Origin of the sequence: Methylobacterium sp. GXS13, from assembly GCF_001455965.1 — a bacterium.
Taxonomy (GTDB): domain Bacteria; phylum Pseudomonadota; class Alphaproteobacteria; order Rhizobiales; family Beijerinckiaceae; genus Methylobacterium.
Map to the genome: position 1 here is coordinate 37,611 of NZ_LKKO01000091.1, position 26,303 is coordinate 63,913.

Here is a 26,303-nt window from a genome sequence, read left to right on the forward strand (position 1 = left end):
CAGGAATCCGGGCAGCGGAGATTCGGCCGTTTTAAGACCACGACGATGACGAAGGCGTGAGCGCCGGGTGGACCGGCCGCTCGGCCCCACCCCGATCTGGTCACGGGGCGGGGGAGCGTCCGATCTCACCAGCGGTCGAGCCGATACGCAACGCGGCTCGTGAATGCAGGATGACGCGCCCCGGTTAGCAGGCCGTGCGGGTACCGCGGGATCGATCGTCCCGAGCCGGGACCGCTCACGCACGAAGAAGCCCGCCGCGGCCTGGGGCCGGGCGGGCTGAAGATCGTCAGGATCCGGATCGAACGCGGTCAGAAGCCGCCGCGACGGCCATAGCCATAGCCGTGCGGCCGGCCATAACCGTAACCACGCCCGTACCCGCGGCCATAGCCGTAGCCGCGCCCCCGGAAGCGCGGGCCGCCATAGCCATGGCGGCGACCGCCGAAGCCGGGTCCGAAGCGGGGTCCACCGTAGCCGTACTGGACATGCTCCAAAGTCGGCGCAGGTTCGGCGACGGCGCCGAGGCCGATGTGGGCCGCGGCGGCCGGGAGTGGCGCGAGAAACAGGCTGGCGGCGAACAGGCCACCCGTCAGCGTCGGGACTTTGAACACGGATTCTCTCCTCGCCGCGGTTGCTGAGGCGCGCCCCCGGCTTGGGGGAAACCCGATGGCCGCTCAGACCGTTCCTGACGAAGTGACCTTCAACGGCCTCCCGCGGATGTGCCCAGCTCCCGCGCGACGTCCGCGCCCCGGCGGCGATCCCTCCGGGCGGCGCGTTCCACAGGGTGGGGAGTGGTCATGATGAGCGCGCTGGTGAAATGGCTCGTCCTCGCGCTTGCGGTCTTGGGCAGCACGCCCGCAGTCGCTCACCGTGTTCGCACCGACAGATCACAGCGCCGCGGAGTGACGGTAGCACCGCAATTCGGCGTTCCACGACCGCCGACCACGACGCCGCGCCCCCCGGACGACGGCATCATTCACTGGAATACGCCGAACAAGGACGGCAATCTCGGCGGTCCCGGGACGGGTGGCGGTGGCGGGGGTGGCGGCTAGATCCCGTCAACGGACGGGGGGGCCGGGAACTTGGAGGCTACTGCGTGCTCGGCACCGACCGATCAGCCGCCGCCATTGTCGCCGCCACCGCCGCCGCCCGTCTGGGGAACGCCGCGCTCGGGCTGGCCGGCATTTCCGCCCGCTGCCGTATCGGTCGTTATGGTCGCCGCACCCGTGCCCGTCGGAGCGATGACGGCCGTGCTGCCCGGGCCGCTGTTCTCGCCGCTGCCGGGGATGACGACGGTCCCCTCCGGTGTGCCGGGCGCGATCTGGCGGGGCGGTCCAGGCTGCGTAATCGGGGCGGGACCGGTCTTCGTTTGAGCAAGGGACGGGGTTGCAGCCGTCAGGGCAAGAACAGCAAGGATGGCATGACGCATCCTGGTCTCCTCGGCATGTCGGCCTCGTGCGCGCGTTGCACAGGGCCTCCGGGCCAAAACGTACGATGGAAGCCAGGGTTTCCGGTTGATCGGCTTCGGGCGTCAGCGGCTGCACCATCTCCATCCTGCGCTCCAAGATCGGGAGCCGATGCAGGTGCAGCCACGAAAAAGCCCGCCGCGGCCGGAGCCGGGCGGGCCGATCGATCTGCATCCAAACAGACTATTTTCCGCTGGGCGCGGCGTAGCTGCCGGTCGTCCCATTGCCGCCGCTGCTGCCCGCCGGCGCGCCGCGGGTGGTGTTCCGAACGAAGCTGGCACCGGGATACATCCGCTGCGTCCGCTGCATCGACGGCCGGCGCGTGCGGTGGTGGCGCATCCGAACCGGGGTGAACATGTCGGACGGCGATGACGCGCCGGCCCCAGGGCCGGCGGGAACGGCCGCAGCCGGCAGGCACAGGATGGCAAGGCCGACGCCGGAGAGCGCCGCAAGACTGGGGATGCGCATGAGGTTCTTTCTGCCTCGACCCGGAAGGATCGCCTTGGCTCATGGAGAAGCCCGCGAGCCTGCCTCTGGTTCACAATCCAGGCCCCCCGATCGCGCACGATGTCGCTGCCGGCCAGCGGTGCGTGGCTTCAACCGACAAGGGAGCCTCCACAATGTCCTTTTGTTATAGTTCCGGTGTGGCAGACCAGTGCGGCGATGATCGTCCGGCGTTCGCATACGACTGTCATCGCCCTCTGCGTGATCGCCGGGGCTGCCGCCGTCGCCGCGCTCATCCATCTTCTGCTCGGACTGCTCTCGCTCGACATCGCGGTCGCGAAGACCAGTGAGGAGGACCGGCAGGCGGCCCAGGCCTTGACCCAGCTTTTCGAGAACCAGCCCCCCCGGGTGCGCATCCGGACGATCTACGAACCGGATCGTCTCGGGACGGCGGCAGCCCTCGACACGAGTGAGACCCAGCTGACCCTGGTTCGCAGCGATGCCGCTCCAAAGGACGGGCAGACCCTGGTGATCCTGCGCCGCGACGCAATCGTCTTCGTTGCACCTGGAGGCAGCACCGTCGACAGCGTGGCGAAGCTCAAGGGCAGCACCGTCGGGCTCCTCGACGGGCGGAAGCTCGATCCCCGCCTGCTCGATCCGATCCTGACCCATTTCGGCGCCCCCGGCGAGCGTGCACCGGAAGGTCCCGACCATCGATCAGCTCACCGAAGCCGCACGGAGCCGGCAGATCGGTTCGGTGTTTGTCGTGGTTTCCGTCGGCAGCGCCGTATGGCTGCCGCTGTTCACGGCCCTGCGCAGGGGATCGGGGGCGGCGAACCGGGCGGAGGCGTACGGGCGGACGGAGAGCGTCGAGATGCGCCGCGTCGCCCTGCTCATCACCCATATCCGCGAGACCGTGCAGCGCCGCCGAACCTCTGGTCCTTCATCTTCGGCAGGACACGCTTCTGCACCGCATGCGAAACGGCCCCCGTTCTCGGCCAATGGCTGACCTCATCGTGGCTATGCGCCTGACATGCTCATGCTTGGCGGACACGGGCGCGGCATGAACGCCGACCTGTGTCGGGCCGACGCAGCCATCGCGAAGCTCACAAACCCAGTACTTCAACAATGCGACGTTGCGCAGGCACTTGAGGTCATCCCAAAAGCCTATGGTGCGCAAACAGGATTGTTGATCTCTGCGCTCGACAACGCGCGGTTCGTTCCCGTATGATGTTCAAACGTTGCCTGCGCATTTTGAGCCGTTAGGCACGTTGTTTTCAGGAATTCCGCACACATGAAGCGCCGGAGCGCGCGGCCGTTCACGGTCGAAGTCAAGCATACCCGCACCTCTCGTGTCGCACTGGTCGACGCACCGACGCGATCCCGCGAAAACCACGATCTCTGGTGGGACATTCCCGCGGTCACCGCCGACAAGCCGGCCGAGGCGCTGTTCGCGCCCGCCGTCCAGGCCGAGCCGACGCAGCCTGAGCCCCCCCCGGCCCGGCGAGTGCTGCCGAGCCTCATGCCGATGTTCGCCAGCGAGCCCGAAGCGGCGGAGGCAGACGAGGCCCCGTCGATCGAGCGCCTTCCGCGGGTGCGCCGCGCCAAGCCGGCGACGGCAACCAAGCGCGCACCGAAGCCGGTCGCCGAGGTGGCACGGCCGGCTGTCGTCGCAGCACCGGCGGCGACACGCCAGGCGACGGGCACACCCGCTCCGGTGACGGCCGCGCCGGCTCAACCGACAGCGATGCCAGTGCGTCCGATCCGCCTCTCCCGGCAATCCGACACCCTGAAGGCCGGCGAGCGCTGGAAGCGCCGATTGCCGCGCCATCTTTGGTAGGCCGAGCGCCATCTCGCCATGACACTGAATACCGCCGGAGACCGTGATCTCCGGCGGTGCTCCGATCGGCGTCGGGAGTCCCGAGGCCAGGCAGTGTCTCCGCCCCTCGGCGCCTCAGATTCCGACGCTCGCCGCCCCGGCTTCCGCGGCTTGGCTGACCGTCGCGCCGTTCCGCAGCGCCATCGCGATCGCGGTCGAAGCCGTGTCGACGGCGCCCGCGCGGTCCTCGCCGTAATCGTACATGCTGTTGGTCTGCGAGCCCAACCGGGCGTGGAAATTGTCCGGAAAGTTCTTGTTCATCCGCTGCTTCAGCAGAGTGGTCGCGGCGTGGTAATCGCCCTCGAACCCGGCCGATTGGTAAGCTTGACCGGCATCGTAAGTACCGCCCTCCTTTTCGGAGGCTGCTTTGCGGTTCTTGTGGTCGATCGTCTGCGAGAACAGGACGCCGATAACCTTGGCTATAAGCCATCTGAAGGCGTTCATGTCAGTCCTCTAGGGCAGCGGGCACGGAAACTCTTGAGAGCTGTACCACGCATTGCCCGAATGCAGCGGCTTTCTTGACGCAGATCCGGGCTCACCACTGCTCTTCCGCGATGAGCGCACCGCTCCCGTCGAAGGTTCCCCGCCAGCCCTTGCCGTGCAGGCGTACCGTCACGCAGGTCTGATCGGTTCCGGAGCCGGACTTAATCCGGGCCTCGACCTGCCCGAGGCGCTCATGACGCTTGAGCGCAGCCATGCTGACGCCCAAACGCGAAGCGAGCTCACGGGGATCGACGATCCAATCGCCCTTGTGACCGAGATCGAGCCGCACGGAGAGCCCCTCCATTCACTCGGCTTTGCATACGGGCGTGGGACCGACGCTAGGACCGTCAGTCCCCGATGGGAAGCCGGACCGGCTTGGGCGCAGAGAGGCCTGCGTCAGCGCTCGGCGGGGCGCCGGTGGCGGGCCGATTTGTGGTGCGTGCGTCCCGGGCGCCGCCGAGCCTGGACCCGGGGCGGCGAGGCGACGGGTGGTTGGGCCACGGGCACGCCGTCATGCTCCGCGATGACCGCGCGGGCCCGCTCGACGCTCATGTCACAGGCGCTGGTCATGCCCTGAAGGGCGCCAAGGGCGCGATTGTATTCGGGAAGGTTGGTGCATCCGGGGACGCCCCACGCCCAGGCCGTGGCGGGGGCCATGACGATGGCCATCAGAGCCAGCACAGCGGCGATCCCTGTGCGGATCGCTATCCTGTTCACATCCGGATCAACGCCTGCGCCCATGAAAACCTCCCGACCAGCTCCGGGGGGCAACCCGCATCGGCCCGCTCGGTGCAGTCACGATGAAGTTACGGCTGCGTCGAAGGCTTTGAACGCCCGGCCCGGATCGGCGCATCGCCGCGCCGGGCCGCCGTCCCGAGGATGACGGTCCGGCGCAGCTTTGGTGCTGCGTCGGACCGTCGTGTCTTCGTCGGAGGTGGCTTTAGAAATCCATACCGCCCATGCCGCCCATACCGCCGCCGCCCGGCATGGCCGGGGCTTCCTTGCGCGGCAGCTCGGAGATCATCGCCTCGGTGGTCACCAGCAGACCGGCCACGGAGGCCGCGCCCTGCAGTGCCGCCCGGACAACCTTGGACGGGTCGACGATGCCGGCCTGAAGCATGTCGACATACTCCTCGGTCTGGGCGTTGAAGCCGTAGGTTTCGGACGCATTGGCCAGGATGTTGCCGACCACGATCGAGCCTTCGACACCCGAGTTGGACGCGATCTGACGGATCGGCGCCTCAAGGGCCTTCAGCACGATCTTGATGCCGGCCTGGACGTCGGGGTTTTCGTTCGAGAGACCCTGCACGGCCTTCTTGGCGCGCAGCCCCGCGGTGCCGCCGCCCGGGACGATGCCTTCCTCGACCGCCGCGCGGGTGGCGTGGAGGGCGTCGTCGACGCGATCCTTCTTCTCCTTGACCTCGACCTCGGTCGAACCGCCGACGCGGATCACCGCGACGCCGCCCGCGAGCTTGGCCAGACGCTCCTGCAGCTTCTCGCGGTCGTAGTCCGAGGTGGTCTCCTCGATCTGCGCCTTAATCTGCGAGATCCGGCCCTCGATGTCCGACTTCTCGCCGATGCCGTCGATGATCGTGGTCGTCTCCTTCTCGATCCGCACGCGCTTGGCGCGGCCGAGCATGTCGAGCGTCACGTTCTCGAGCTTGATCCCGAGATCCTCGGCGATCATCTGGCCCTTCGTGAGGATCGCGATGTCCTCGAGCATCGCCTTGCGGCGGTCGCCGAAGCCCGGCGCCTTCACGGCCGCGACCTTCAGGCCGCCGCGGAGCTTGTTCACCACGAGGGTGGCCAGGGCCTCGCCCTCGATGTCCTCGGCGATGATCAGCAGCGGCTTGCCTGTCTGGACCACGGCCTCGAGCACCGGCAGCATCGCCTGCAGCGACGACAGCTTCTTCTCGTGGATCAGGATGTAGGGATCCTCGAGATCGGCGACCATCTTCTCCGCATTGGTGATGAAATACGGGGAGAGGTAGCCACGGTCGAACTGCATGCCCTCGACGACATCGAGTTCGGTATCGGCGGTCTTGGCCTCCTCGACGGTGATCACGCCCTCGTTGCCGACCTTCTGCATGGCGTGGGCGATCATCTCGCCGATCTCCTTGTCGCCGTTGGCGGAGATCGTGCCGACCTGGGCGATCTCCTCCGAGGAGGCGACCTTGCGGGAGCGCTCGCTGATGTCCTTCACGACCGCGGCGACCGCGAGGTCGATGCCGCGCTTCAGGTCCATCGGGTTCATCCCGGCGGCGACGTACTTGACGCCCTCGCGGACGATGGAGGCGGCCAGCACGGTGGCGGTGGTGGTGCCGTCACCCGCGATGTCGCTCGACTTCGAGGCCACTTCGCGCACCATCTGGGCGCCCATGTTCTCGAACTTGTCGGCGAGTTCGATCTCCTTGGCGACGGTGACGCCGTCCTTGGTGATGCGCGGGGCGCCGAAGCTCTTCTCGATCACGACGTTGCGGCCCTTCGGACCGAGCGTGACCTTCACGGCGCTGGCGAGCAGCTCGACGCCGCGCAGCATCTTCTCGCGGGCATCGACAGAAAAACGTACGTCTTTGGCTGACATGGAATGTCTCTTCTGTTGTCGTTCGGCCCCGAGGCACACCGGTGCGGGCGCCTCGAAGGGCTTTGGGAGCGTTGGTCCGGGCGGACGCCCTTAGGCGACGACGCCCATGATGTCGGATTCCTTCATGATCAGGAGGTCCTGACCGTCGATCTTGACCTCCGTGCCGGACCACTTGCCGAACAGCACGCGGTCGCCGGGCTTCACCTCGAGGGGATTGATCTTGCCGGCCTCGTCGCGCGCGCCCGGCCCGACGGCGACGACCTCGCCCTCCTGCGGCTTCTCCTTGACCGTATCGGGGATGATGATCCCCCCCTTGGTCTTCTCCTCGCCCTCGATGCGGCGGAGCACCACGCGGTCGTGCAACGGGCGAAACTTCATGTTTGGCATCCTGTTCGTCCCGCCTGCGGGCCTCGCGTCGACATGACGGAGCCTGCACGGGAAAGGCGGCGGCGGACCGAATCGCCCGCGCCGGGTCGACCGCTGTCTTAGCACTCAATGCGCAAGAGTGCTAACGTGTCTCACGAGCGATGGGCCGCAGACGGGGTTTTTCACAGCGGCCCGTCCCCCCACCAGCCACCGGGAGCCGATGGAGGTCGCGCCGACAACTGCAACCCGAATCCCCACCTCAGAACCGGCATATGGTCGCGCGGGGCTCTGCAATAGGCGGCGCCGAGATCTTCATTTCTATACCAGAACAGAAGCGCAGAAAGATCGCGAACCATCGGCGCTGCGCATTGAATTTCTGAACGCCCCTTTTGTGATTGTGATTATCCCGCCGATGCGGTAAAGATCATAAATCGATCTTTGGCCAGATATTCGGCCGTCTCGCCACAACAGGGCGAGCGCTCTGCATCTCTCCCATTTTCGACGACCACGGACGGGCGCATGCCATGCACGCGCTCGCCCTATTCGATCGTCCAGCGTTCGCTGCAGGTGCAGCGCAACAGCAGCAGGCCCTGGACCTTTGTTACCGCATGATGATCTCGGGCGACCGGTCTCCGGTGTCTCGCATCATGCTCTAAAGCAGTTGGAATATTTATGAGCATCGGCACCGTTAAGTGGTTCAACGAGACCAAGGGCTTCGGCTTCATCCAGCCTGATGACGGCGGCAAGGACGTGTTCGTGCACATCTCGGCTGTCGAGCGCGCCGGCATGCGCAACCTGATCGAAGGTCAGAAGATTTCCTACGAGATGGAAACCGACCGTCGCAGCGGCAAGCAGTCTGCCGGCAGCCTCCAGGCCGCCTGAACCTAGCGCCTCTTACGAGGACGCGTTTCGAAGCCGTTCCCTGTGTGGAGCGGCTTCTTCTGTTTCTGATACCCGCGCTGCGGCGCGCGAGGAGAATACGTGGGTCAATTCAAAGAAACGCAGCTCGCTGATCGTCTCGAGGCCGGCGCGAAGGCCAAGGAAGAGCGGCTGGCCCAGTTCCGTGCACGCCCCCCGGCGGACGATCCGGCCGTGCTCGCCCGGCAGGCCGAGCGCCAAGCCGTCGTGGAAGCCCGCGAAGTTCGGGTGAGCGAGCGGGAAGCGGCCCGTACCGCCGCCGAGGCGGTTCGCGCGGCGGAAGAACTCGCGGAGCAGGAGCGCGCGGCGGCCGAGATCGTCCGTCAGGCCGCCGAGAAGGTCGAGCGCCAGGCCGCGTTGGCCGCCGAGCAGAAGGCGACCCGCGATGCCCGCTTCGCCGCTCGCAAGGCCAAGGTGAAGCGGTAAGCACCGCGCGGAGCGCCGCCGACGCGGCTCTCCATCACGCGCGCCCCGGCGCCTCCGATGCAAAGAACCGGTTCGGCGGGCGCGGCAGGCCGAGATGGTCGCGCAGCGTCGTGCCGGCATAGTCGCGCCGGAACAGGCCGCGCCGCTGCAGTTCCGGCACGAGTGTGTCGACCACGTCGTCGAGTCCCTCGGGCACGAACGGGACCATGACGTTGAAGCCGTCGCAGCCGCGCCCCTCCAGCCATTCCTCCATCCGGTCCGCAACCTGCGCGGGCGTCCCCACGAAATGGAGCCCGGCATAGGCGCCGACCTTGCGGGCGAGGTCGCGCACGGTGGCGCCGGTCCGGCGGGCATAGTCGAGGAGTTGCGCCTGGCTGGTCTTGCTGGCGTTGGTCTCGGGGATCTCGGGCAGGGGCGCGTTGAGATCGAAGCTGGAGGCGTCGACCCCAAGCCGCACCGACAGGTTGGCGAGCCCACTGTCGGGATGGACCAGGTCGTCGAGGCGCGCCCGCTTGGCCTGCGCCTCGGCCTCGGTCTCGCCCAGGATCACCAGGGCGCCGGGCAGGATCTTCAGGTGGTCGGGATCGCGCCCCAGCGCCGGCATCCGGCCCTTCACGTCGGAATAGTAGGCCTGCGCGGCCTCCGGGGTGGGGCTGGCGCCGAACACCATCTCGGCGGTCTCGGCCGCAATGTGCTTTCCGGCCTCGGACGCGCCGGCCTGGACGATCACCGGCCAGCCCTGCACCGGCCGGGCGATGTTGAGCGGGCCCTTCACCTTCAGAAATTCGCCCCGGTGGTCGAGGACGTGCAGCTTGTTGGAATCAAAGAAGAGGCCGCTCTCCGGATCCATCAGGAAGGCGTCGTCCGCCCAGGAATCCCACAGGCCGGTGACCACGTCGTAGAACTCGCGCGCTCGGGCGTAGCGCACCGCGTGGTCAAGATGCGCGTCGCGGCCGAAATTCAGCGCCTCGTCCGGGTTGCCCGAGGTGACGAGGTTCCAGCCGGCCCGACCCTTCGAGATGTGGTCGAGGGAGGCGAACTTCCGGGCCACATGGTAGGGCTCGTTGTAGGTGGTCGAGGCCGTGGCGATCAGCCCGATCCGTGACGTGAGGGCGGCCAAAGCCGGCAGCAGCGTCAGCGGATCGAACGAGGTCACGGTGGCCGAGCGGCGTAGCGCCGCCATCGGCATGTTCATCACCGCCAGATGGTCGGCCATGAAGAAGGCGTCGAACTTCGCCGCCTCCAGCCGCCGGGCGAAATGCGTCAGGTGCTCGAAGTTGAAGTTGGCGTCCGGGTAGCCGCCGGGATAGCGCCACCAGGCCGTGTGGATCCCCACCGGGCGCATGAACGCGCCGAGATGCAGCTGGCGGTCTCGACTCATGGCTCTGCCCGATTCATGGCTGCGCTCCGCAGAGGCTCACGGGTGCTTGTGGATCGGGTCGACCCAGTGGACGGATTCGGGCCGCTCCACCGGCTCGACATCCGGGATGTTGACCACCACGGCCTCGTTGTCCGAGCGCACCAGCACGCAGTGCAGGGGTTCGTCCGTGGAGGCGTTGATCTCCTGGTGGGGCACGAAAGGCGGCACGAAGATGAAGTCGCCCGGACCGGCCTCGGCTACGTATTCGAGCCGCTCGCCCCAGCGCATCCGGGCGCGGCCGGAGACCACGTAGATCACGCTCTCCAGGGCGCCGTGATGGTGCACGCCGGTCTTGGCGTCGGGCTGGATCGCCACCGTGCCGGCCCAGATCTTCTGGGCCCCGACCCTTGCGGCGTTCACCGCCGCCTGCCGGAACATGCCCGGGGTCTGCGCGGTGTTGCTGTCGAGTTGGTCGCCCGGGATCACCCGCACGCCGTCATGCTTCCAGCGCGCCGCCTCGGGCGCCCCATCCCCGGCCCCGTGGTCGTCGGCGTGGTGATCGTGGGTATGGCCGTCGCCGCTATCGTGCATCGTCAGGACCTCCGATCCGGGTACGTGCCCATCATTGCACCGCTGCGAGGGCCTGGGAAAACCCCGTGTCGAAGATCGCCGCCGCCTGCGGAGCGCGGGCCTTCGGAATCAGGCCGGCGCGGACGTAGAGGTCGATGGTGCGCTGCTCGTCGGCGATCACGTCGGCGTCGATCGGCACGGTCCGGTAGCCGGCACGGCCGAACCAGCGCAAAGGCACCGCCTCCGGCAGGCCGATCAGCTTCGACCAGACCTCCGCGTAAGGCGCCGGATCCTTAAGCGCCCAGGCCCGCGCCCGGGCGAGGCGCGCGGCGAAATCGGTGAGCAGGGACCGCTTGTCCTTCAGGGCGCTGTCGCGCGCCACCGCGAAGGTGAGGCCCGGGGTGATGCCGTTGCCGTCGCGGACCACCCGGGCCAGGCCGGCGAGCTCCGCCGTGGAGGTATAAGGCTCCCAGGTCGCCCAGGCATCCACGGACCCGGAGGCGAGGGCGATCTTGGCATCCGCCGGGGGCAGGAAGCTGAACACGACGCTGTCGAACGGCAACCCCGCCTCCTCCAGGGCGGCCAGCACCACCTGGTGGCCGATGGAGCCGCGATTGGTGGCGATGCGCTTGCCCTTGAGATCCGCCACGCTCCGGATCGGCGAATCCGGCGTCACCAGGATTGCCAGCCCGTCCTGCCGGTTGCGGAACGCCATGAACGCCTTCACGGGCGCCCCGGCGGCGGCCGCGAAGGTGAAGGGCGCGTCGCCGACCCCGCCCGCATCGATCGCCCCGGCGTTCAGCGCTTCGAGAAGCGGTGCGGCCGCGGGGAACTCGCTCCATTCGAGCCGGTAGGACAGGCCCTCGAGGACGCCCGCCGCCTCCATCAGGGCGCGGGCATTGCCGCGCTGGTCGCCCATCCGCAGCACGTCGTCCGCCCGGGCCGGGCCGGCGGCCAGGAGGGCGACAAGAATCAAGATCGCGGCGCGCATCAGGCGGCCTCGGCGGCGCGGCCGCGGGCCGCGAGCGCGGCCTTGAAGGCCGGTAGCAGCTCCCGGCCGTACTGGATCGCGTCCTCCAGCGGATCGAAGCCGCGGATCAGGAAGGTGCGCACTCCGAGGTCGTGATAGTCGAGCAGCGCCTCGGCCACCTGCTCGGGCGTCCCGACCAGGGCGGTGGAATTGCCCGCCGCCCCGGTCTCGGCCGCGATGGCGGTGAACAGGCGCTTGTCGAGGCGCGAGCCTGCGGCCGCCGCCGCCAGCAGCCGGCGCGAGCCCTCGTTCTGCGGCGCGGCGGCCGCACCGCCTCCCCGTGCCGCCCGGGCGGCACGGGTCCGGGCCAGGATATCCTCCGCGCGAGCCCAGGCCTGCGCCTCGGTCTCGGCTAGAATCGGCCGGACCGACAGGCTGAAGCGCGGTTGGCGCCCATGCGGCGCGGCGGCGTCTTGGACGCGCCCGATCAGCTCCCGGACCTGGGCCTGGGTCTCGCCCCACAGGGCGTAGGTGTCGGCGTGCCGGCCGGCCACCGCCAGAGCCGCCGGCGAGGCGCCCCCGAAATAGACCGGGATGGCATCGACCGGCTTCACCTCGGAGAAGCCCCGTTCCACCCTGTAGAACGCGCCCGCGTAGTCGAATGGCGCCGCGGCGGTCCAGCTCTGGCGGGCGATGTCCAGGAACTCACCGGTGCGGGCGTAGCGCTCGTCCTTGGTGAGGTGGTCGCCGTCCTGGGCCAGCTCCCGGTCGTCGCCGCCGCTGATCACGTGGATCGCGACCCGACCGCCGGTGAGCTGATCGAGGGTCGCGAATTGCCGGGCCGCCACGGTGGGCGCCGTGAAGCCGGTACGGTGGGCGATCATCAGCCCGAGCCGCTCGGTGACGGTGGCGACCTGGGTGGCGAGCAGCAGGGCGTCCGGCGACGTTGAGTGGAACGCCACCAGCACCCGGTCGAACCCGCCCCATTCATGCGCCTGGGCCAGGAGCTTCAGGTAATCCCGGTCGATCGCCGGACCTTGCGCCGGATGGATCTCGGAAGTGTGGCGGGGGGCGACGAAGCCGATGAACTCGACAGCCTCCGGGGGCAGCAGACTCATGAAAGATCTCCGTGGCGGGGCCGGAGCGGCGATGGTTGCGGCAAGCCATCGAGGCCGACGGCGGCTGCGGCGAGGGCCGCAAAGAATGCCAGGATGGTCTGCCCCAAGACGCAGAGCGTCAACGAAAGCGTCTTTCGAAAATTTTGGGGACTAAAGAATAAGTCCCGCCGCAACCCGTGGAATACGAGAAGACCCTGCTCGTCAGGTGGTGGATCGCGAATGATTTCGCGTTTCCCGCATGCGTAGGCCCCAGGGCATCTCCCGACGGACCGCAGAACTGAGCCATCCACGACTCAGGTGGGTCCGACGACCGCCCGAGCGAGTGCCGGCCGACGCACAGGGTCACCATCGCCTACGGCGCACTGCACACGCGAGAAACGCCACCGTCCGGAACAGGAAAACCGGCCGGACCTTTCGGGGTCCGGCCGGTCTTCGGTTCAGTCTGTCTTGTCGCGGGAACGGCTCAGTGCCGCGGCAGGCTGTGCAGCGCCTTCAGGAACACGTCCACGTCGGACTTGGTGTTGTAGAAGGCGAGCGACGCCCGCACCGACTGGTCGACGCCGAACCGGCGCAGGGCCGGCAGGGCGCAGTGATGGCCCGAGCGCACCGCGATGCCGTGCGCGTCGAGATGGTGGGCCACCGCCTCGTTCTCCTGCCCCTCGATCACGAAGGACATCACGCTCGCCTTCTCGCGGGCCGTGCCGATCAGGCGCAGGCCCTTTACCTCGGCGAGGCCGGCCTGCGCGTAGTCCAGCAAATCGTGCTCGTAGGCGGCGATCGCCGGCAGGCCAATCCGCTCCAGATAGTCGAGCGCCGCACCGAGGCCGACGGCCCCCGCGATGTCCGGCGTACCCGCCTCGAACTTCTCCGGGGCGCCCTTGTAGACGGTCCGGGTGAAGGTGACGTCCTCGATCATGTGGCCGCCGCCCTGCCAGGGCGGCATCGCCGCGAGCAGGTGCGTCTTGCCGTAGAGCGCCCCGATCCCGGTCGGCCCGAACACCTTGTGCCCGGAGAAGACCAGGAAGTCGGCGTCGAGGGCCTGCACGTCCAGCGGCATGTGCGGCGAGGATTGCGCCGCATCGACCAGCACCGGCACCCCGTAGGCGTGGGCCAGCGCGATGATCTCCCGCACCGGGTTCACGGTGCCCAGCGCGTTCGCCACATGGGTCACCGAGACGATCTTCGTCCGGCCCGAGAGCAGGGCCGCGTATTGCTCGAAGATGATCTCGCCGCGGTCGTTCACCGGGATCACCCGCAGAGTCGCCCCGGTGGCCTGGGCCAGGAGCTGCCACGGCACGATGTTGGCGTGATGCTCGATGGTCGAGACGATGATCTCGTCCCCCGGGCCGATATTGGCCCGGCCGAAGGAATTAGCGACGAGGTTGATCGCCTCCGTGGTGCCGCGCAGGAAGACGATGTCGTCCTTCGAGGGCGCGTTGAGGAAGCGGCGCACCGCCTCGCGGCCGCCCTCGAACAGGTCCGTGGAGCGCGCCGCCAGGGTGTGGGCGGCCCGGTGGATGTTCGAGTTGTGCCGCCCGTAGAACTCCGAGGTCGCGTCGATCACGGCCTGCGGCTTGTGGGTGGTGGCGGCGTTGTCGAGCCAGACCAGCGGATGGCCGTTGACGCTCTGGTGCAGGGCCGGGAAGTCCCGGCGGACATGCTCCACGTCGAACGGCGCCGCCACCGGGCTCGACCCCTGCGCCGTCAGCCGCGGGGCGGGACCCGGATAGCGGGCGGACTCGATCCGGGGGCTGGCCGGCGCCTTGCGGGCTTGGCCGGGATCGGCATTCAGGAAGTAGTAGTCGGAGGCCGGAGTCTCCGGCGCCCGGGACAGGTGCCCGGTCCGGGCGAAGCTTTCCTGGGCGACGTCACCGCCCGGCCGCGACGGGTCGGCCGGCACCAGTTGCGGCGCGACCGCGTGCGCGAAGGCGTTGGCCCGGGGATGATCCCCGGCGACTTGGCGGTGCAGGTCGGGACCGCCCGGGAGGGCCGTCGGCGCGCTCGAGAATCCGAAATCCGGCAGGGCCGGGCGCGGGCTCGCCGGATGGACCGGCGGGATCGCGGCCACGTCGTAGAAAGCCGGGCTCGCGGGGGCGCGGTTCGGCACGGTCGGGCCGGTGAGGCCCGGCACGCCGACCGCAGGCCCGCCGAACGAGCGGGCCGCGAGTGTGGAGCCGTCCGGCTGCAGGCCGAAGGGTTGCCCCCCGGACGGCACCGAGGGGATCCCCGTGGCCGCGCTCGGGAACGGGGCGCCGCCCGGTCCCTGAGGCAGGCCTTCGAGGGCCTGCGGGACCTGGGGTCCCGCGGGCAGCGTCGGGGCGAGGGGCTGGCTCGCGGCCTGCCCCTGCTGGTAGATCTCGCGGGCGAGGCGCCCGATGAGATCGCTATGGGCGAGCTCCGCCGGGCTCGCCTCCGGTCGACCGAAGGCCAGTCCCTCAGGCATAGTCATGGTAATTGCCGAGGAGGACGTTATCGAGGCGGGCGATCGCGTCCTCGACCAGCACGGCGGCCGAGAAGTAGCGGGTCACCAGGTGCGAGGCGATCGAGTGATCGTTTGTGCCCATGTAGCGCACCGACAGGCCGGGCTCGATCTCGCCGGTCACGCCCGACTTCTGCAGGCCGACCACGCCCTGCTCGCCCTCGCCGACGCGCAGCAGCAGGATCGAGGTGGTCTCGGCGCCGGTGACCGGATCGATGTCGATCGGCAGCTTGTCGCTCGGCACCAGCGGGACGCCGCGCCAGGTGATGAACGGCGCGCCGAACAGATGGACGACGACCGGCGGCACGCCGCGGCGGGTGGCCTCACGGCCGAAAGCCGCGATGGCGCGCGGATGCGCGACGAAGAAGGCGGGCTTCTTCCAGACCAGGGTCAGCAGCTCGTCGAGATCGTCCGGGGTGGGCGGGCCGCCGCGGGTGGGGATGCGCTGGCGCGGGCCGACCTCGTTCAGGAGGCCGAACTGAGAGTTGTTGAGCAACTCCCACTCCTCGCGCTCCTTCACGGCGTCGACGGTGAGGCGGATCTGCTCGCGGAGCTGATCGATCTCGTTCGAGTAGAGGTCGGTCACCCGGGTATGGGTGTTGAGGATCGTCTGGATCGTCGACAGGTGATACTCGCGCGGATGCGATTCATAGTCGACGAAGGTGGTCGGCAGGCGCGGCTCGCCGGTATGAACCGCCAGCAGCTCGATGCCTTGCTCGCCATGGGAGCTGGTATGGCCCTTCAGCCGCTCCTGCTCGTCCCGGTACTGGGCGATCTTGGCGCGGATCTCGTCGTTCTCGAGGGCATCCGGATCGAGGGTCAGCAGGGTGACGGCCGAGAGCGCCTTCACGGCCGGGGTGGGTGCACCCGCGCCGAGCAGGTCGGTGTCACCGAAATAGTCGCCCCGGGTGGCCAGGCCCTGCCGCAACCGTCCCTTGTAGGGGCCCGAGAAGGTCAGCTCGACCGTGCCGTCCGCCACCACGGTCAGGCTGCGGGTGCCGGCGCCCTCCTCATGGATGATCTTGCCGGCCTTGTGCCTGCTCTCGGTGAAGCGCTCCGCGATCTTCGTCAGCTCGGCATCGCCCAGGCGGCTGAACAGCGGCACGGCCCGCAGCGAGGCGGGACGGATCGCCCGGTCCTTGTGCTCGGTGACGAGGTCGACGCGGCCGGGGCGGGCCAGAACGACGGCGCGGCGGTTCACGCGGTAGACGCCGCCGGCAACGTCCACGAAGGGCAGGAGCCGCAGGAGCCAGCGCGGCGTGTTGGCCGCGTTCTGGACCGACGTGACGGTGGCTGTCGCAAGATTGCGTGCCGCCGTGGCGCTCACGCTCAGACCCGGTCCACTCATCGTTCGTCCTCTTTCTTCTCAATGATGGGCGCGCCGCATCGGCCCGCGTCTTCGCGAGCTGCCACGCAGTCGATGCGGGCCGAGCGCAATATTAAATGGGTGCCGGCAGGATTAGATGACCGCGCCGCCCTGCATAAGATTCGATTTGTCGTGCAGTCCCATGGTCGTCCGCCGCCACGACACTAACGCGACACTGTGATCGCCGCTTCCGCGATCCAGCAAAGCTAAGGTAATCTTTGATTCCTCACTCGGTCAACGAAACAATTTTTCTTATTTATCTGTGTTTCAGGAAAAGCACCGCTGAGAAACGCGCTCACCCCAGGAAAAGATCAGCGCGATGTTTCATTCTGAGAGAATTGCATTCTCTATGGGCCGCAGATCCTCAAGGATCGGCGACAGACCTAACAGAGAAAAATTTTCCTTGCCGGGATCAGATCCCGTCCCCGAAGCCGAAGGACTGGTCCATGGTCCGTGCGGGCTCCTCGCCGGCGGCAAGGCGCGAGACCACGCGGGCGGGCACGCCCGCCACGGTGGTGTGGGGTGGCACGTCGTGCAGCACCACGGCGGCGGCGGCGACCTTGGCGCCTTCGCCGACGCGGATGTTGCCGAGGACCTTGGCCCCGACGCTCAACAGGACCCCGCGCTCGACCTTCGGATGCCGGTCGCCACTCTCCTTGCCGTTGCCGCCCAGCGTCACCGACTGGAGGATCGACACGTCGTCGGCGACCACCGTGGTCTCGCCGATCACGACCCCGGTGGCATGGTCGATGAACACCCCCGAGCCGATCCGGGCAGCCGGGTGGATGTCGCAGCCGAACACCTCGGAGATGCGACTCTGGACATGCAGGCTCAGCGTCGCCCGGCCCTGGTGCCAGAGCCAATGGGCGACCCGATAGGCCTCCAGTGCCGCCAAGCCCTTGTAGAACAGGAACGGATCGAGATAGCGGCGGCAGGTCGGGTCTCGCTCGCGGATGGCGATCAGGTCGCGGGCGGCATTCGCTCCGGCATGGGGATCCGCCTCGAAGGCGGAGAGGCAGAGATCGCGCATCGACAGACGCGCGAGGTCGCCGTCACCCAGACGGTGGGCGAGGCGGTACGCGAAGGCCTGGGCGAGGCTGCGCTGGTCCAGGATCGTCGCCTGGATGATCCCGGCATAGAGCGGCTCCTCGACCAGCACGGCCTCGGCCTCGGCGCGGAGTTCGGCCCACAGGTCGCCCTCGAGGGTGCCGCGGCCGGAGGTGCGTGGCGGCGGGATCGCGGCCGAAGCGGTCACGTCCGGAGAGCCCGGATGATGCGCCGCATCAAGGCACCAGCTCGAACAGGTCGGCCAGGTAGCGTTCGAGCGTCTCATGCCCTTCGAACTTCACGTCGACCGTGGCCGAGTGGTCGCTCTGCTGGTGGATGCCGACGATCCGCCCCCGCGCATGACGCCAGATCCCCAGGATCTCCGCGAGGTCGAGCCGCTGGAACACCACCTGATCACCTTGCGCCATCGTCGCTGAACCTTTCGCGCTGTCGTCGTTGCGAGGGCCGATCCTGCCGACCCGATTCTGGTGTCCGAAGCGGGGCCGGCGAGGCACTGAGCCGTCCCGGGAATGCCCTTCCACCCGGCCCGCATGGGCAGAGAAGGTTTCGTTCGCGGATTGCCCCGGGAGGAGCATGATCTTCACTAAAGCACTGAATTCTCTCGATAATTGACCGATCAACGGCGTTTGGCAAGGCTTGTTCCGCGAAAGCCCCAGCGCTAACCCGACAGCCTGGGACCGCGGGGGCGACCCCCGATTCGCGACGCGAGACCGCCATGAACCCCTATCTTCCACCCCTCGCGGGCGGCCTGCTGATCGGCCTGTCGGCCGCGATGCTCCTGTTGTTGAACGGCCGGATCGCCGGGATCAGCGGCTTGGTCGCCGGACTCGGCCGGCCGGGAAGCGCGCGCTGGCTCGCCGACGCTGCCTTCGTACTCGGCCTGATCCTCGGGCCTCCGGCCTTCGCGCTGCTGGCCGGACACTGGCCCGAGATACGAATCGCCGCGGGCCTGCCCGCCCTGGCGTTCGCCGGCCTGCTGGTCGGCTTCGGCACCCGTCTCGGATCCGGCTGCACCTCCGGGCACGGAGTATGCGGGCTGGCCCGGCTGTCGCTGCGCTCGATCGCGGCGGTGCTGGTCTTCCTCGCCACCGGCATGCTGACGGTCGCGGCCCTGCGGGTGCTGGCGTGAGCGCGGCCCTGCGCAGCCTGGCGGCCCTGGCGGCGGGCCTCATCTTCGGGCTCGGCCTGGCGCTCTCGGGCATGCTCGACCCGGCCCGGGTGCGGGGCTTCCTCGATGTGGCGGGCGCCTGGGATCTCAGCCTGGTCTTCGTCCTCGGCGGCGCCGTGACGGTATCTAGGCTCGGCTACCTTTTGAGCCGGCGCCTCCGCGGCCCGGTGCTGGATACCCGGTTCGACCTTCCGGCCCGGCACCGGATCGATGCGCCGCTGATCTTCGGCGCCGCCCTGTTCGGGATCGGCTGGGGCGTGTCGGGCTTCTGCCCCGGCCCTGCGGTAGCGGCGCTGTCGACGGCCGCGGCCCCGGTCCTGGTCTTCGTCGTCGCAATGCTGGTCGGCATGGCGCTCCACGGCCTGCTGCCGGCAGCGCCGATGGGACGCTCACGCAGCATCGGTACGGCCGGTGGATCCGGGAATCGCCGGGCGCGGGGATCGGCCTCGACGTGACCATCAATCTTGACCGCAGCAGCGCCGGGGACGGAGACAAGACGCTCCAGCCCTGGCGGCGGCTTGTTGCAAGGGCGCGACGGAGGCCCGCGCTCGAAGCAGCGGCAGCCCTCGAAGCGAGCAAAGGCTATTTCGACCCTGGAAAGCCGATGCGATTAAGGATGAATGGGTATAAGCAGCACAGCGCCTGATCTACCGCACCGTTTAACCACAACGGCCCGCGACCATGGCTGAATGTATTGGTTCACGGAAAGATGGCGCGCCCGAAAGGATTCGAACCTCTGACCCCCAGATTCGTAGTCTGGTGCTCTATCCAGCTGAGCTACGGGCGCCTGTCACGGCGGCGGGGTCTTGGCCCGCCGGTGTGAAGGGGCTTCTAGAGGCTCGGATCGGGCTTGGCAAGACCGATTGTGCCGAACCTGCAGCCGCGGGCGCTACGGGGTCCGGGCGCTCGCCCGCACCTGCTCCTCGGCGGCGCGGATCGCGTCCGGCGTGCCGACATGGAGCCATTGGCCGTCGAGGCGCATGCCCGAGAGTCGGTCGGTCGCGATCGCCCGGTCGAACAGCAGGTTGAGCGAGAAGGCGCCGTCCGGCGTGTCGGCGAAGAGGCTCGGGTTCAGGATCGCCACGCCCGCGTAGATGAACGGGGCGACCGTGCGCTCGCCGCGGCGTTCCAGGCGGCCGTCCGCGTCCATGACAAAATCCCCCGCGCCGTCGTAACCGAGGCTGGTGGCGGTGGGCGCGACGAGCAGCAGGGCGTCCATGCGCTCCGGATCCCAGGCGTCGATCAGCCGGCGGAGATTGGGAGTCGGGCCTTCGAGCCAGAACGAATCCGAGTTCAGCACCACGAACGGCGCGTGGCCGAGGAGCGGCAGCGCCTTGCGGATGCCGCCTCCGGTCTCCAGGAGGGCTGCGCGCTCGTCCGAGACCTGGATGGCGGGCCCGCTCGTCCGGCGGGCGAGGTGCCCCTCGATCAGGTCGGGCAGGTAGTGGACGTTGACGATCGCGGTCTCGATCCCAGCCTCCGCGGCCCGGTCGAGGGCGTGGTCGAGGAGCGCCTTGCCGGCCACCTCCACCAGGGGCTTCGGCACCGTGGCGGTCACCGGCCGCATGCGCTTGCCCAGGCCCGCGGCCAGCACGAACGCACGGGTGACGGCGGGGGCGGGCTCGCGCATGCGGGGATCCGAATCAAGCATTGCAAGTCATGGTTTCAAAAGGTCTCCGACCTTTTGCGGGTGCAGGGTGGAGCCCTGCGAACTTAGGCCTCCTCCCCGGAGGCGACCAAGCCCGGCAGATGCGCCGCGTGCCAGGCCCGCAGCTCGGCCAGCGCCGGATGGGCCAGGTTGCGGGCGAGATAGCCCTCAATCCGCGGCAGGTGGGCGAGGTAGCCGGGCTTGCCGTCGCGCCGGTCGAGCCGGGCGAAGATCCCCAGGATCTTGGTGGCGCGCTGGGCGGCCAGCAGGGCGTAGGCGGTGGCGAAGGCGCCGACATCGAAGGCCGGGTCCCGGCTGCGGCGCTCGCGGGCGTAGAGCCCGAGCAGACGCAGCTCGAACTCGGCGCTGGTATCGACCCTGGCATCCTGCAGCAGCGAGGCGACGTCGTAGGCCGGGTGGCCCATCACGGCGTCCTGGAAATCGATCAGCCCGACCCGCTCCAGCCCGTCGCGCTCGGGCAGCCAGATCAGGTTCGGCGAGTGGTAGTCGCGCAGGGTCCAGGTGGCGCGGTCGGGAATCGCATTCCGTAGGGCCGTGCGCCACAGGGCCACGAACTCGGCCCGGTCCGCCTCGGAGAGCGCGACGTTCCGGATCGCCGGAACGTACCATTCGGGCATCAGCTCCGCCTCGAACAGCAAAGCCGCCTCATCGTAGCTCGGCAGGACATGCTCGATACCGTCCGCCACCGGCAGCACCGCCGCCGCCGGGGTCGCGTGGAGCTTGGCAAGGAGGCGCACCGCCTCGGTATAGCGCTCGGGCCGGGGGCTGCCGCCCTCGACCACGGGCTCCTGGCCCAGATCCTCAAGGATCAGCAGGCCCTCGGCGAGATCCTCGCCGTAGATCTTCGGCGCCGAGAAGCCCAGCGCCCGCAGGCCGCGGTCGAGGGCGACGAAGGCGTGGACGCTCTCGGCCAGGTGCACGATCGCGCTGTAGGGTTTTCCGTCGCGCACCGCCGGGCCATCGGGCCGGGGCGGGGCGATCATCAGCACGGCGGTGGTGCCGTCGGGCTTGGTCAGGCGCTCGTAGGCCCGGGAGGAGGCGTCGCCCTGCATCAGGGTGCGCTCGGCGATGTCCCAGCCGCTGCGGTCGAGGAGGCGGCGCACCGCCCGGGCCCGGTCGAGCCGGGCGCGCATGCCGCCGGTGCCGTCGATCCGGGCAAGGCGCGCCTCGGCACCGAACTCGGCGCGCAGGGACAGGTCGATGGTGAGCACCGGGCCGTCGCGGGGCGGCATCCGGTCGGGCCACTCGACGAGGGTGATGGCGTCCTCGGCCATCTCCTCGAAGCCGAGCTCGACCAGTTCGTCGGGATCGCGCAGGCGGTAGAGGTCGGCGTGGACGATCGTCCGGCCGTCGCGGGCCGTGTAGGGCTGGATCAGCGTGAAGGTCGGGCTCGGCACCTCCAGGCGCGGATCGCCGGCGAGCTCGCGGATCACCGCCCGCGCCAGGGTGGTCTTGCCGCCGCCGAGGCCGCCCGACAGCGCGACGACGTCGCCGGGGAGCAGGAATTCGGACAGGAACAGGCCGAGATCCTCCGTGGCCGTTTCCTCCGGCAGCACGAATTCCCAGGGGGCCGGCGGCGCGGAGGCGCCCGCCATCTGTTCGTCCTGATCGTCGCCGCCCAAAATCCGCCTCCGAGACCCCAGGGCGCATGGTCCGAAAATAGGCCGCGGATGCAAGCGTTTCCGGTCCGGGCGGCACGCTTCCCGCCGGTCCGGTGCATCGAAACCACGCTTCGCGGGCTCTTCGCAGGGTCGATGTCCCGCGCCTCACGATTTTGGGTTTCTGCGAAGAATTGGCTGGCGCATCCTTTGCTACTTCGCGGTTTCCGCGTGTTTCGGCCGAGCCGGGACCGCGATCCGCGTTCCGCACCCGGCGCCGACCGAATCCCCCTCGTCGGTCCCGGGCCGGGTGCGCACCCCGCCCGGGGTGGGGCGAGGCCGCGCTCCGTCCGCGGCCTCGCCCGAACCAGCCAGACACATGACCACGGAGCCGAGCATGAAGCGCGCCGACCTGACCGAGAAGCTTCTCGACATCAAACGCGAGAAGGGCTGGAGCTGGGCCCATATCCACGAGGCGATCGGCGGCCTCTCGCCCTTCCTGATCACCGCGGCCTGCATGGGCCAGATGAAGTTGCCCAAGGCTCAGGCGCAGCGGGCGGCCGAACTGTTCGGCCTGAGCATCGCCGAGGAGCGGATGCTCAACGAGGCGCCGTACCGCGGCTCGATCCCGGCGATGCCGCCCACCGACCCGCTGATCTACCGGTTCTACGAGCTGGTGATGGTCTACGGCACGACCTTCAAGGAGCTGATCCAGGAAGAGTTCGGCGACGGCATCATGTCGGCGATCGACTTCAACATGGAGATGGCCCGGGAGGCCAACAACAAGGGCGACCGGGTGAAGCTGACCATGTCGGGCAAGTTCCTGCCGTACAAATATTACGGCAACGACGACGACACGCCGGAATACGGCTTCAAGGAGGGGTGAGCAGTTGAGCGGGGCTTCCCCTCCCCCCTCACCGCGGGGGGAGGGAGCCGAAGCGGACGCCGTGGCGCCTCACGCCGCCGCCGCTTCCGCCTCCAGATAATCCTGCACCGGCTGCGCGGCCCCGCCGCGCAGCAGCACATAGAGGAACGGCACCAGCAGCAGGGTCGCCGGGGTGGCGAAGGCGATGCCGCCCATCACGGCCCGGGCGAGCGCGGCGTTCTGCTCGCCGCCCTCGCCGGTGCCGAGCGCCATCGGGATCAGCCCGAAGAACATCGCCGAGGCGGTCATCAGCACCGGCCGCAGGCGGGTCTCGCCGGCGGTGATCGCCGCCTCCAGGGCGCTGCAGCCGGTGGCCTCCCGGTGCTCCTTGGCGAAGGTCACGAGCAGGATCGAGTTTGCCGAGGCGATGCCCACCGACATGATCGCCCCGAAGATCGACGGGATCGAGAAGCTAGTCCCGGTGATGAACAGCGCGAAGGTGATGCCGCAGAACGCCATCGGCAGGGCCGCGATCACCACGAACGGGTCGCCCCAGCTCTGGTAGTTCACCGCCATCAGCAGGTAGACCGCGATCAGCGCGATGCCGAGCCCGATCTCCAGGCGGAAGAAGGCCGAGCGCATGTTCTCGATCTGGCCGCGCACCGTGATCTTGTCGGGCGCCGGCAGGGTCTTCTGCTCCTCCTGCACGATCGCGTCGATGTCGCGGGCGACCGAGCCGAGGTCCCGGTCCTGGACCGAGGCGAAGATGTCGAAGGTCGGCTGGATGTTGACGTGGTTGATCACCGTCTGGGTCGGCACCCGGCGCAGTTCGGCCAGGCTCGACACCAGGGTCAGCACCCCGGGGCCGGTGCCGGCGGTGGCGGCCGCGCGCACGAACATCGGGGTGTTGCGCAGGTCGGTCAGCGAGGCGTTGCGGTATTCCGGCGTCTGCACCCAGAGCTGGTAGGGGATGCCGGTCTTGGGGTCGGGCCAGAAGTTCGGCGTCACCTGATAGCTGCCCGACAAAGAGATGTTCATGTTCTGCGCCACCTGCTGCTCGGTGAGCCCCTGCTCGGAGGCCAGGCGCCGGTCGACGTCGACGTAGAATTGCGGCTCGTTGACGATCTGCTGCAGGTGGACGTCGACCAGGCCCTTGGTGTGCTTGAGCCGCTGGACGATGCGCTGGGCGACCTCCAGGTCCTTCTCCTTGTTCCGGCCAGAGACCTGCACGTCGATCGGGGTGATGACGCCGAAATTCAGGATCTGGGTGATCATGTCGGCGGGCTGGAAATAGGCGATCAGATCGGGGAAGCGCTTCATCAGCACCTCGCGCAGGCGCTTCTTGTAGCCGGCCACCGAGCCGTGGTCCTCCTTGAGGCTGATCAGCATCTGGCCGTCGTTGTAGGAGACGAACGAGCCGTCCGAGAAGGCGAAGTTGTAGTTGGTCGAGGGCAGGCCGATATTGTCGAGGATCTGCTCGATCTCGGCCGGCGGGATCACCTCCCGGACGGTGTCCTCGACCTCGGCGAAGACCTGTTGGGTGGTCTCGATGCGCATGCCCGTGCGGGTGCGCAGATGCAGGGTCATCTGGCTTGCCTCGATCTCGGGGAAGTAATCCTCGCCGACGAAGACGAACAGCAATCCGGTGGTCCCGAGGATCAGGCCCACGACGCCCAGGGTGGCGAGCCGGCGGCCCAGCACCGCGTGCAGCAGGCCGATATAACCCCGGTGGAACCGGGTGAAGCCGCGCTCGAACGCCCCGTGGACGCGCCCGGCGAGGCGGAACAGGGGGCCCGAGACGAAGCCGAAGGCCCGGGCGAGGCGGCCCCGGCGCGGCGGATCGCGCGCGTCCCGGTCTTTCGCGTGCTTCTGCCGGTATTCCGGCGCCACGATCACGTCGATCATGAGCGGCACCAGGGTGCGCGACAGCAGGTAGGAGGTCAGCATCGCGAACACGACCGCGAGCGCCTGCGGGGTGAACAGGTACTTTGGCGTGTCGGTGAGCGCGAACACCGCCGTGAAGGCCGCGCAGATCGACAGGGTCGAGATCAAAGCCGGCTTGGCGATGCCGGCGGCGCCGTGGACCACGCTCTCGCGGAACTCTTCGCCCTCCTCGAACAGCCGATAGGTGTTCTCGATCGCCACGGTGGCGTCGTCCACCAGGATGCCCACGGCGAGCGCGAGGCCACCCAGCGTCATCACGTTGATGGTCTCGCCCAGCGCCGCCAGCACGGCGAGCGAGGTCATCACGCAGAGCGGGATCGAGATCAGCACGATCAGGGTCGAGCGCCACGAGCCCAGGAACAGCAGGATCGCGAGCCCCGTGAGCGCCGCCGCGATGGCGGCCTCGTGCAGCACGCCCTCGATGGCGTTCGAGACGAAGACCGACTGATCGAACAACGGCTTGATCGTCAGCCCCTCGGGGGCGGCGGCCCGGATCGTCGGCATCGCCGCCTTGACGTTGTTAACGACGCTGAGGGTCGAGGCGGTGCCGTTCTTGATCACCTGCATCAGCACGGCCTGACCGCCATCGGCCCGGACCACGTTGATCTGGGGCGGCCCGCCGTCGCGGACATAGGCGACGTCGCGCATCAGCACCGGCTGGCCGGCCACGACCTTGATCGGCGCGAGGTTGAGGGTCTCGATCGAGGGCGGCGTGGCGTTGAGCTGGATCGGGTATTGCTGCTCGCCGATCTTGGCCAGCCCCGACGGCACCGTGAGGTTCTGGGCCGTCATGGCGTTGGTGACGTCCAGCGGCGTCAGGCCGAGCGCCTGGAGGGCGTTCAGGTCGAGATCGACCATGATCTGCCGGGGCGCACCGCCGAACGGCGCCGGCAGGGTCGAGCCCGGCACCTGCGCCAGGGTCTGCCGGATCCGGTACTGGGCGTAGTCGTAGACCTGGTTGAGGCTGTCCTTGGCCGAGGTCAGGGCCAGCTGGATCACCGGCACCGAGGAGGCCGAGTAGCGCACGATGATCGGCGGCTGGGTGCCGGCCGGCATCGCGGCCCGGATCGAGTTGGTCGAGGACACCACCTGGGCGATGGCCAGATCGATGCTGACCGCGGGATCGAAGTAGATCCGCTGCACCGCCGTGCCCTGGAGCGTGGTCGACTCCATGCGGCGGATGTTGTTGACGTTGTTGGAGATGCCGTACTCGGCATAGGTGGTGATGCGCTGTTCCATCTCCGGCGTCGACAGGCCGGTATAGGTCCAGACCACCACGACGACCGGGATGTCGACGACCGGCAGCACGTCCTTGGGCATCACGACGAGCGCGCCGACGCCGCCGAGCATCATCAGCACGGCCAGCACGTAGGTCGTGATCCGGAACTTGAGAGCGTAGAGGACGAGGCCCATGCGGTCTCCGCCGGCCGGCGCCGGACCGGCCTGTTCGCGTCGCGTGTTGGCGTACCAAATACCCGAGCGGTTTCGCTATCATGTCCGGGCAGGCAAGGGGCGGGCCGCGACGCCGCAGGGCGGGGTGGGCTCCAGACGGCGATGGTCATGAT

General features: G+C 68.7%; 27 protein-coding genes and 1 tRNA gene. 8 read left to right on the forward strand and 20 right to left on the reverse strand.

From position 1 onward, the window contains the following. Positions 1-308: 308 nt before the first annotated feature. From AO398_RS25685 to AO398_RS25695, 3 genes are all read right to left on the reverse strand, one after another. Positions 309-608, reverse strand: a complete 300-nt coding sequence (locus AO398_RS25685; protein WP_058194997.1) for a hypothetical protein — start codon at positions 606-608, stop codon at positions 309-311. Positions 609-1,111: 503 nt separating this feature from the next. Next, positions 1,112-1,426: a hypothetical protein gene (locus tag AO398_RS25690; protein WP_082643450.1), complete on the reverse strand. Its 315-nt coding sequence runs from the start codon at positions 1,424-1,426 to the stop codon at positions 1,112-1,114. 220 nt (positions 1,427-1,646) lie between these two features. After that, positions 1,647-1,931, reverse strand: coding sequence for a hypothetical protein (locus tag AO398_RS25695; RefSeq protein WP_058194998.1), 285 nt, complete (start codon positions 1,929-1,931; stop codon positions 1,647-1,649). Positions 1,932-2,030: 99 nt separating this feature from the next. Here AO398_RS25695 and AO398_RS25700 point away from each other — a divergent pair, with 99 nt between their 5' ends. The 3 genes from AO398_RS25700 (at position 2,031) to AO398_RS25705 (ending at position 3,747) form a co-directional block, all read left to right on the forward strand. Then, positions 2,031-2,939, forward strand: a complete 909-nt coding sequence (locus AO398_RS25700) for a hypothetical protein (RefSeq protein WP_244498890.1) — start codon at positions 2,031-2,033, stop codon at positions 2,937-2,939. Positions 2,940-2,970: 31 nt separating this feature from the next. Next, positions 2,971-3,138 carry a hypothetical protein gene (locus AO398_RS28865; RefSeq protein WP_160329358.1) on the forward strand — a complete coding sequence of 56 codons (168 nt, stop codon included), beginning with the start codon at positions 2,971-2,973 and terminating at the stop codon, positions 3,136-3,138. 63 nt (positions 3,139-3,201) lie between these two features. Beyond that, the gene (locus AO398_RS25705) at positions 3,202-3,747 is read left to right on the forward strand and encodes a hypothetical protein (RefSeq protein ID WP_058194999.1); all 546 of its coding nucleotides are present in this window, start codon (positions 3,202-3,204) and stop codon (positions 3,745-3,747) included. 114 nt (positions 3,748-3,861) lie between these two features. Here AO398_RS25705 and AO398_RS25710 read toward each other — a convergent pair whose 3' ends face one another. The 5 genes from AO398_RS25710 to groES form a co-directional block, all read right to left on the reverse strand. After that, positions 3,862-4,230 (reverse strand): hypothetical protein, encoded by a 369-nt coding sequence (locus tag AO398_RS25710; protein WP_058195000.1) that lies wholly within the window; start codon positions 4,228-4,230, stop codon positions 3,862-3,864. A 91-nt stretch (positions 4,231-4,321) separates the two neighbouring features. Beyond that, positions 4,322-4,558 carry a DUF6522 family protein gene (locus tag AO398_RS25715; RefSeq protein WP_058195088.1) on the reverse strand — a complete coding sequence of 79 codons (237 nt, stop codon included), beginning with the start codon at positions 4,556-4,558 and terminating at the stop codon, positions 4,322-4,324. A 107-nt stretch (positions 4,559-4,665) separates the two neighbouring features. After that, positions 4,666-5,010 (reverse strand): hypothetical protein, encoded by a 345-nt coding sequence (locus AO398_RS25720; RefSeq protein WP_058195001.1) that lies wholly within the window; start codon positions 5,008-5,010, stop codon positions 4,666-4,668. A 199-nt stretch (positions 5,011-5,209) separates the two neighbouring features. Further along, a complete protein-coding gene (gene groL, locus AO398_RS25725; protein ID WP_058195002.1) occupies positions 5,210-6,853 on the reverse strand; it encodes a chaperonin GroEL in 1,644 nt (547 codons plus the stop codon). Positions 6,854-6,943: 90 nt separating this feature from the next. Further along, entirely contained in the window at positions 6,944-7,231 is a 288-nt protein-coding gene (gene groES / locus AO398_RS25730; RefSeq protein ID WP_007565402.1) for a co-chaperone GroES, read from the reverse strand. Positions 7,232-7,891: 660 nt separating this feature from the next. Here groES and AO398_RS25735 point away from each other — a divergent pair. Together AO398_RS25735 and AO398_RS25740 are read left to right on the forward strand one after the other, a co-directional pair. Continuing rightward, on the forward strand, positions 7,892-8,101 hold the full coding sequence (locus AO398_RS25735; RefSeq protein ID WP_058195003.1) for a cold-shock protein: 210 nt from the start codon (positions 7,892-7,894) through the stop codon (positions 8,099-8,101). Positions 8,102-8,200: 99 nt separating this feature from the next. Beyond that, a complete protein-coding gene (locus AO398_RS25740) occupies positions 8,201-8,563 on the forward strand; it encodes a DUF6481 family protein (RefSeq protein WP_058195004.1) in 363 nt (120 codons plus the stop codon). A gap of 34 nt (positions 8,564-8,597) precedes the next feature. On the opposite strand, the gene AO398_RS25745 is transcribed toward AO398_RS25740, so the two are convergent. From AO398_RS25745 to AO398_RS25780, 8 genes are all read right to left on the reverse strand, one after another. Continuing rightward, a complete protein-coding gene (locus AO398_RS25745) occupies positions 8,598-9,944 on the reverse strand; it encodes an LLM class flavin-dependent oxidoreductase (protein WP_058195005.1) in 1,347 nt (448 codons plus the stop codon). 36 nt (positions 9,945-9,980) lie between these two features. Beyond that, positions 9,981-10,514: a cupin domain-containing protein gene (locus tag AO398_RS25750; protein ID WP_058195006.1), complete on the reverse strand. Its 534-nt coding sequence runs from the start codon at positions 10,512-10,514 to the stop codon at positions 9,981-9,983. A gap of 31 nt (positions 10,515-10,545) precedes the next feature. Beyond that, positions 10,546-11,484, reverse strand: coding sequence for an ABC transporter substrate-binding protein (locus tag AO398_RS25755; protein ID WP_058195007.1), 939 nt, complete (start codon positions 11,482-11,484; stop codon positions 10,546-10,548). Then, positions 11,484-12,581, reverse strand: coding sequence for an LLM class flavin-dependent oxidoreductase (locus tag AO398_RS25760; protein ID WP_058195008.1), 1,098 nt, complete (start codon positions 12,579-12,581; stop codon positions 11,484-11,486). Before AO398_RS25760 ends, AO398_RS25755 begins: the two co-directional genes overlap by 1 nt. A gap of 463 nt (positions 12,582-13,044) precedes the next feature. Further along, positions 13,045-15,030: a family 2A encapsulin nanocompartment cargo protein cysteine desulfurase gene (locus tag AO398_RS25765; protein WP_058195009.1), complete on the reverse strand. Its 1,986-nt coding sequence runs from the start codon at positions 15,028-15,030 to the stop codon at positions 13,045-13,047. Continuing rightward, positions 15,017-16,408: a family 2B encapsulin nanocompartment shell protein gene (locus tag AO398_RS25770; protein ID WP_058195010.1), complete on the reverse strand. Its 1,392-nt coding sequence runs from the start codon at positions 16,406-16,408 to the stop codon at positions 15,017-15,019. The genes AO398_RS25765 and AO398_RS25770 overlap by 14 nt, the downstream gene beginning before the upstream one ends. 430 nt (positions 16,409-16,838) lie before the next feature. Continuing rightward, positions 16,839-17,681 (reverse strand): serine O-acetyltransferase, encoded by an 843-nt coding sequence (gene cysE, locus AO398_RS25775; RefSeq protein WP_058195011.1) that lies wholly within the window; start codon positions 17,679-17,681, stop codon positions 16,839-16,841. Between the two features lie 28 nt (positions 17,682-17,709). After that, positions 17,710-17,901, reverse strand: a complete 192-nt coding sequence (locus AO398_RS25780) for a hypothetical protein (RefSeq protein ID WP_058195012.1) — start codon at positions 17,899-17,901, stop codon at positions 17,710-17,712. Positions 17,902-18,209: 308 nt separating this feature from the next. Here AO398_RS25780 and AO398_RS25785 point away from each other — a divergent pair, with 308 nt between their 5' ends. After that, positions 18,210-18,623 (forward strand): YeeE/YedE family protein, encoded by a 414-nt coding sequence (locus AO398_RS25785; protein WP_058195013.1) that lies wholly within the window; start codon positions 18,210-18,212, stop codon positions 18,621-18,623. Beyond that, positions 18,620-19,117: a DUF6691 family protein gene (locus AO398_RS25790; protein WP_058195014.1), complete on the forward strand. Its 498-nt coding sequence runs from the start codon at positions 18,620-18,622 to the stop codon at positions 19,115-19,117. Before AO398_RS25785 ends, AO398_RS25790 begins: the two co-directional genes overlap by 4 nt. Positions 19,118-19,372: 255 nt before the next feature. On the opposite strand, the gene AO398_RS25795 is transcribed toward AO398_RS25790, so the two are convergent. From AO398_RS25795 to tsaE, 3 genes are all read right to left on the reverse strand, one after another. Further along, positions 19,373-19,449: transfer RNA gene (locus AO398_RS25795), tRNA-Arg, on the reverse strand. Between the two features lie 102 nt (positions 19,450-19,551). Continuing rightward, positions 19,552-20,292: a nucleotidyltransferase family protein gene (locus tag AO398_RS25800; protein ID WP_058195015.1), complete on the reverse strand. Its 741-nt coding sequence runs from the start codon at positions 20,290-20,292 to the stop codon at positions 19,552-19,554. Between the two features lie 83 nt (positions 20,293-20,375). Continuing rightward, complete coding sequence (gene tsaE, locus AO398_RS25805; RefSeq protein ID WP_244498891.1) at positions 20,376-21,926, reverse strand: tRNA (adenosine(37)-N6)-threonylcarbamoyltransferase complex ATPase subunit type 1 TsaE; 1,551 nt, start codon at positions 21,924-21,926, stop codon at positions 20,376-20,378. 400 nt (positions 21,927-22,326) lie between these two features. Between tsaE and cynS the strand changes: the two genes are divergently transcribed. Beyond that, complete coding sequence (gene cynS, locus AO398_RS25810; protein ID WP_058195089.1) at positions 22,327-22,815, forward strand: cyanase; 489 nt, start codon at positions 22,327-22,329, stop codon at positions 22,813-22,815. A 69-nt stretch (positions 22,816-22,884) separates the two neighbouring features. Here the strand turns inward: cynS and AO398_RS25815 are convergent, their stop codons facing one another. Further along, on the reverse strand, positions 22,885-26,151 hold the full coding sequence (locus AO398_RS25815) for an efflux RND transporter permease subunit (protein ID WP_058195017.1): 3,267 nt from the start codon (positions 26,149-26,151) through the stop codon (positions 22,885-22,887). Positions 26,152-26,303: the final 152 nt, after the last annotated feature.

Coding starts and splice junctions, on each gene's coding strand:
- AO398_RS25705 (WP_058194999.1), top strand. CDS start 3,202: ATGAAGCGCCGGAGCGCGCGGCCGTTCACGGTCGAAGTCAAGCATACC.
- AO398_RS25700 (WP_244498890.1), top strand. CDS start 2,031: ATGTCGCTGCCGGCCAGCGGTGCGTGGCTTCAACCGACAAGGGAGCCT.
- AO398_RS25755 (WP_058195007.1), bottom strand. CDS start 11,484: ATGCGCGCCGCGATCTTGATTCTTGTCGCCCTCCTGGCCGCCGGCCCG.
- tsaE (WP_244498891.1), bottom strand. CDS start 21,926: ATGGCGGGCGCCTCCGCGCCGCCGGCCCCCTGGGAATTCGTGCTGCCG.
- AO398_RS28865 (WP_160329358.1), top strand. CDS start 2,971: ATGAACGCCGACCTGTGTCGGGCCGACGCAGCCATCGCGAAGCTCACA.
- AO398_RS25750 (WP_058195006.1), bottom strand. CDS start 10,514: ATGCACGATAGCGGCGACGGCCATACCCACGATCACCACGCCGACGAC.
- AO398_RS25785 (WP_058195013.1), top strand. CDS start 18,210: ATGAACCCCTATCTTCCACCCCTCGCGGGCGGCCTGCTGATCGGCCTG.
- AO398_RS25800 (WP_058195015.1), bottom strand. CDS start 20,292: ATGCGCGAGCCCGCCCCCGCCGTCACCCGTGCGTTCGTGCTGGCCGCG.
- AO398_RS25695 (WP_058194998.1), bottom strand. CDS start 1,931: ATGCGCATCCCCAGTCTTGCGGCGCTCTCCGGCGTCGGCCTTGCCATC.
- AO398_RS25720 (WP_058195001.1), bottom strand. CDS start 5,010: ATGGGCGCAGGCGTTGATCCGGATGTGAACAGGATAGCGATCCGCACA.
- AO398_RS25780 (WP_058195012.1), bottom strand. CDS start 17,901: ATGGCGCAAGGTGATCAGGTGGTGTTCCAGCGGCTCGACCTCGCGGAG.
- AO398_RS25770 (WP_058195010.1), bottom strand. CDS start 16,408: ATGAGTGGACCGGGTCTGAGCGTGAGCGCCACGGCGGCACGCAATCTT.
- AO398_RS25760 (WP_058195008.1), bottom strand. CDS start 12,581: ATGAGTCTGCTGCCCCCGGAGGCTGTCGAGTTCATCGGCTTCGTCGCC.
- AO398_RS25765 (WP_058195009.1), bottom strand. CDS start 15,030: ATGACTATGCCTGAGGGACTGGCCTTCGGTCGACCGGAGGCGAGCCCG.
- groES (WP_007565402.1), bottom strand. CDS start 7,231: ATGAAGTTTCGCCCGTTGCACGACCGCGTGGTGCTCCGCCGCATCGAG.
- cynS (WP_058195089.1), top strand. CDS start 22,327: ATGAAGCGCGCCGACCTGACCGAGAAGCTTCTCGACATCAAACGCGAG.
- AO398_RS25710 (WP_058195000.1), bottom strand. CDS start 4,230: ATGAACGCCTTCAGATGGCTTATAGCCAAGGTTATCGGCGTCCTGTTC.
- AO398_RS25690 (WP_082643450.1), bottom strand. CDS start 1,426: ATGCGTCATGCCATCCTTGCTGTTCTTGCCCTGACGGCTGCAACCCCG.
- groL (WP_058195002.1), bottom strand. CDS start 6,853: ATGTCAGCCAAAGACGTACGTTTTTCTGTCGATGCCCGCGAGAAGATG.
- AO398_RS25815 (WP_058195017.1), bottom strand. CDS start 26,151: ATGGGCCTCGTCCTCTACGCTCTCAAGTTCCGGATCACGACCTACGTG.
- AO398_RS25735 (WP_058195003.1), top strand. CDS start 7,892: ATGAGCATCGGCACCGTTAAGTGGTTCAACGAGACCAAGGGCTTCGGC.
- AO398_RS25745 (WP_058195005.1), bottom strand. CDS start 9,944: ATGAGTCGAGACCGCCAGCTGCATCTCGGCGCGTTCATGCGCCCGGTG.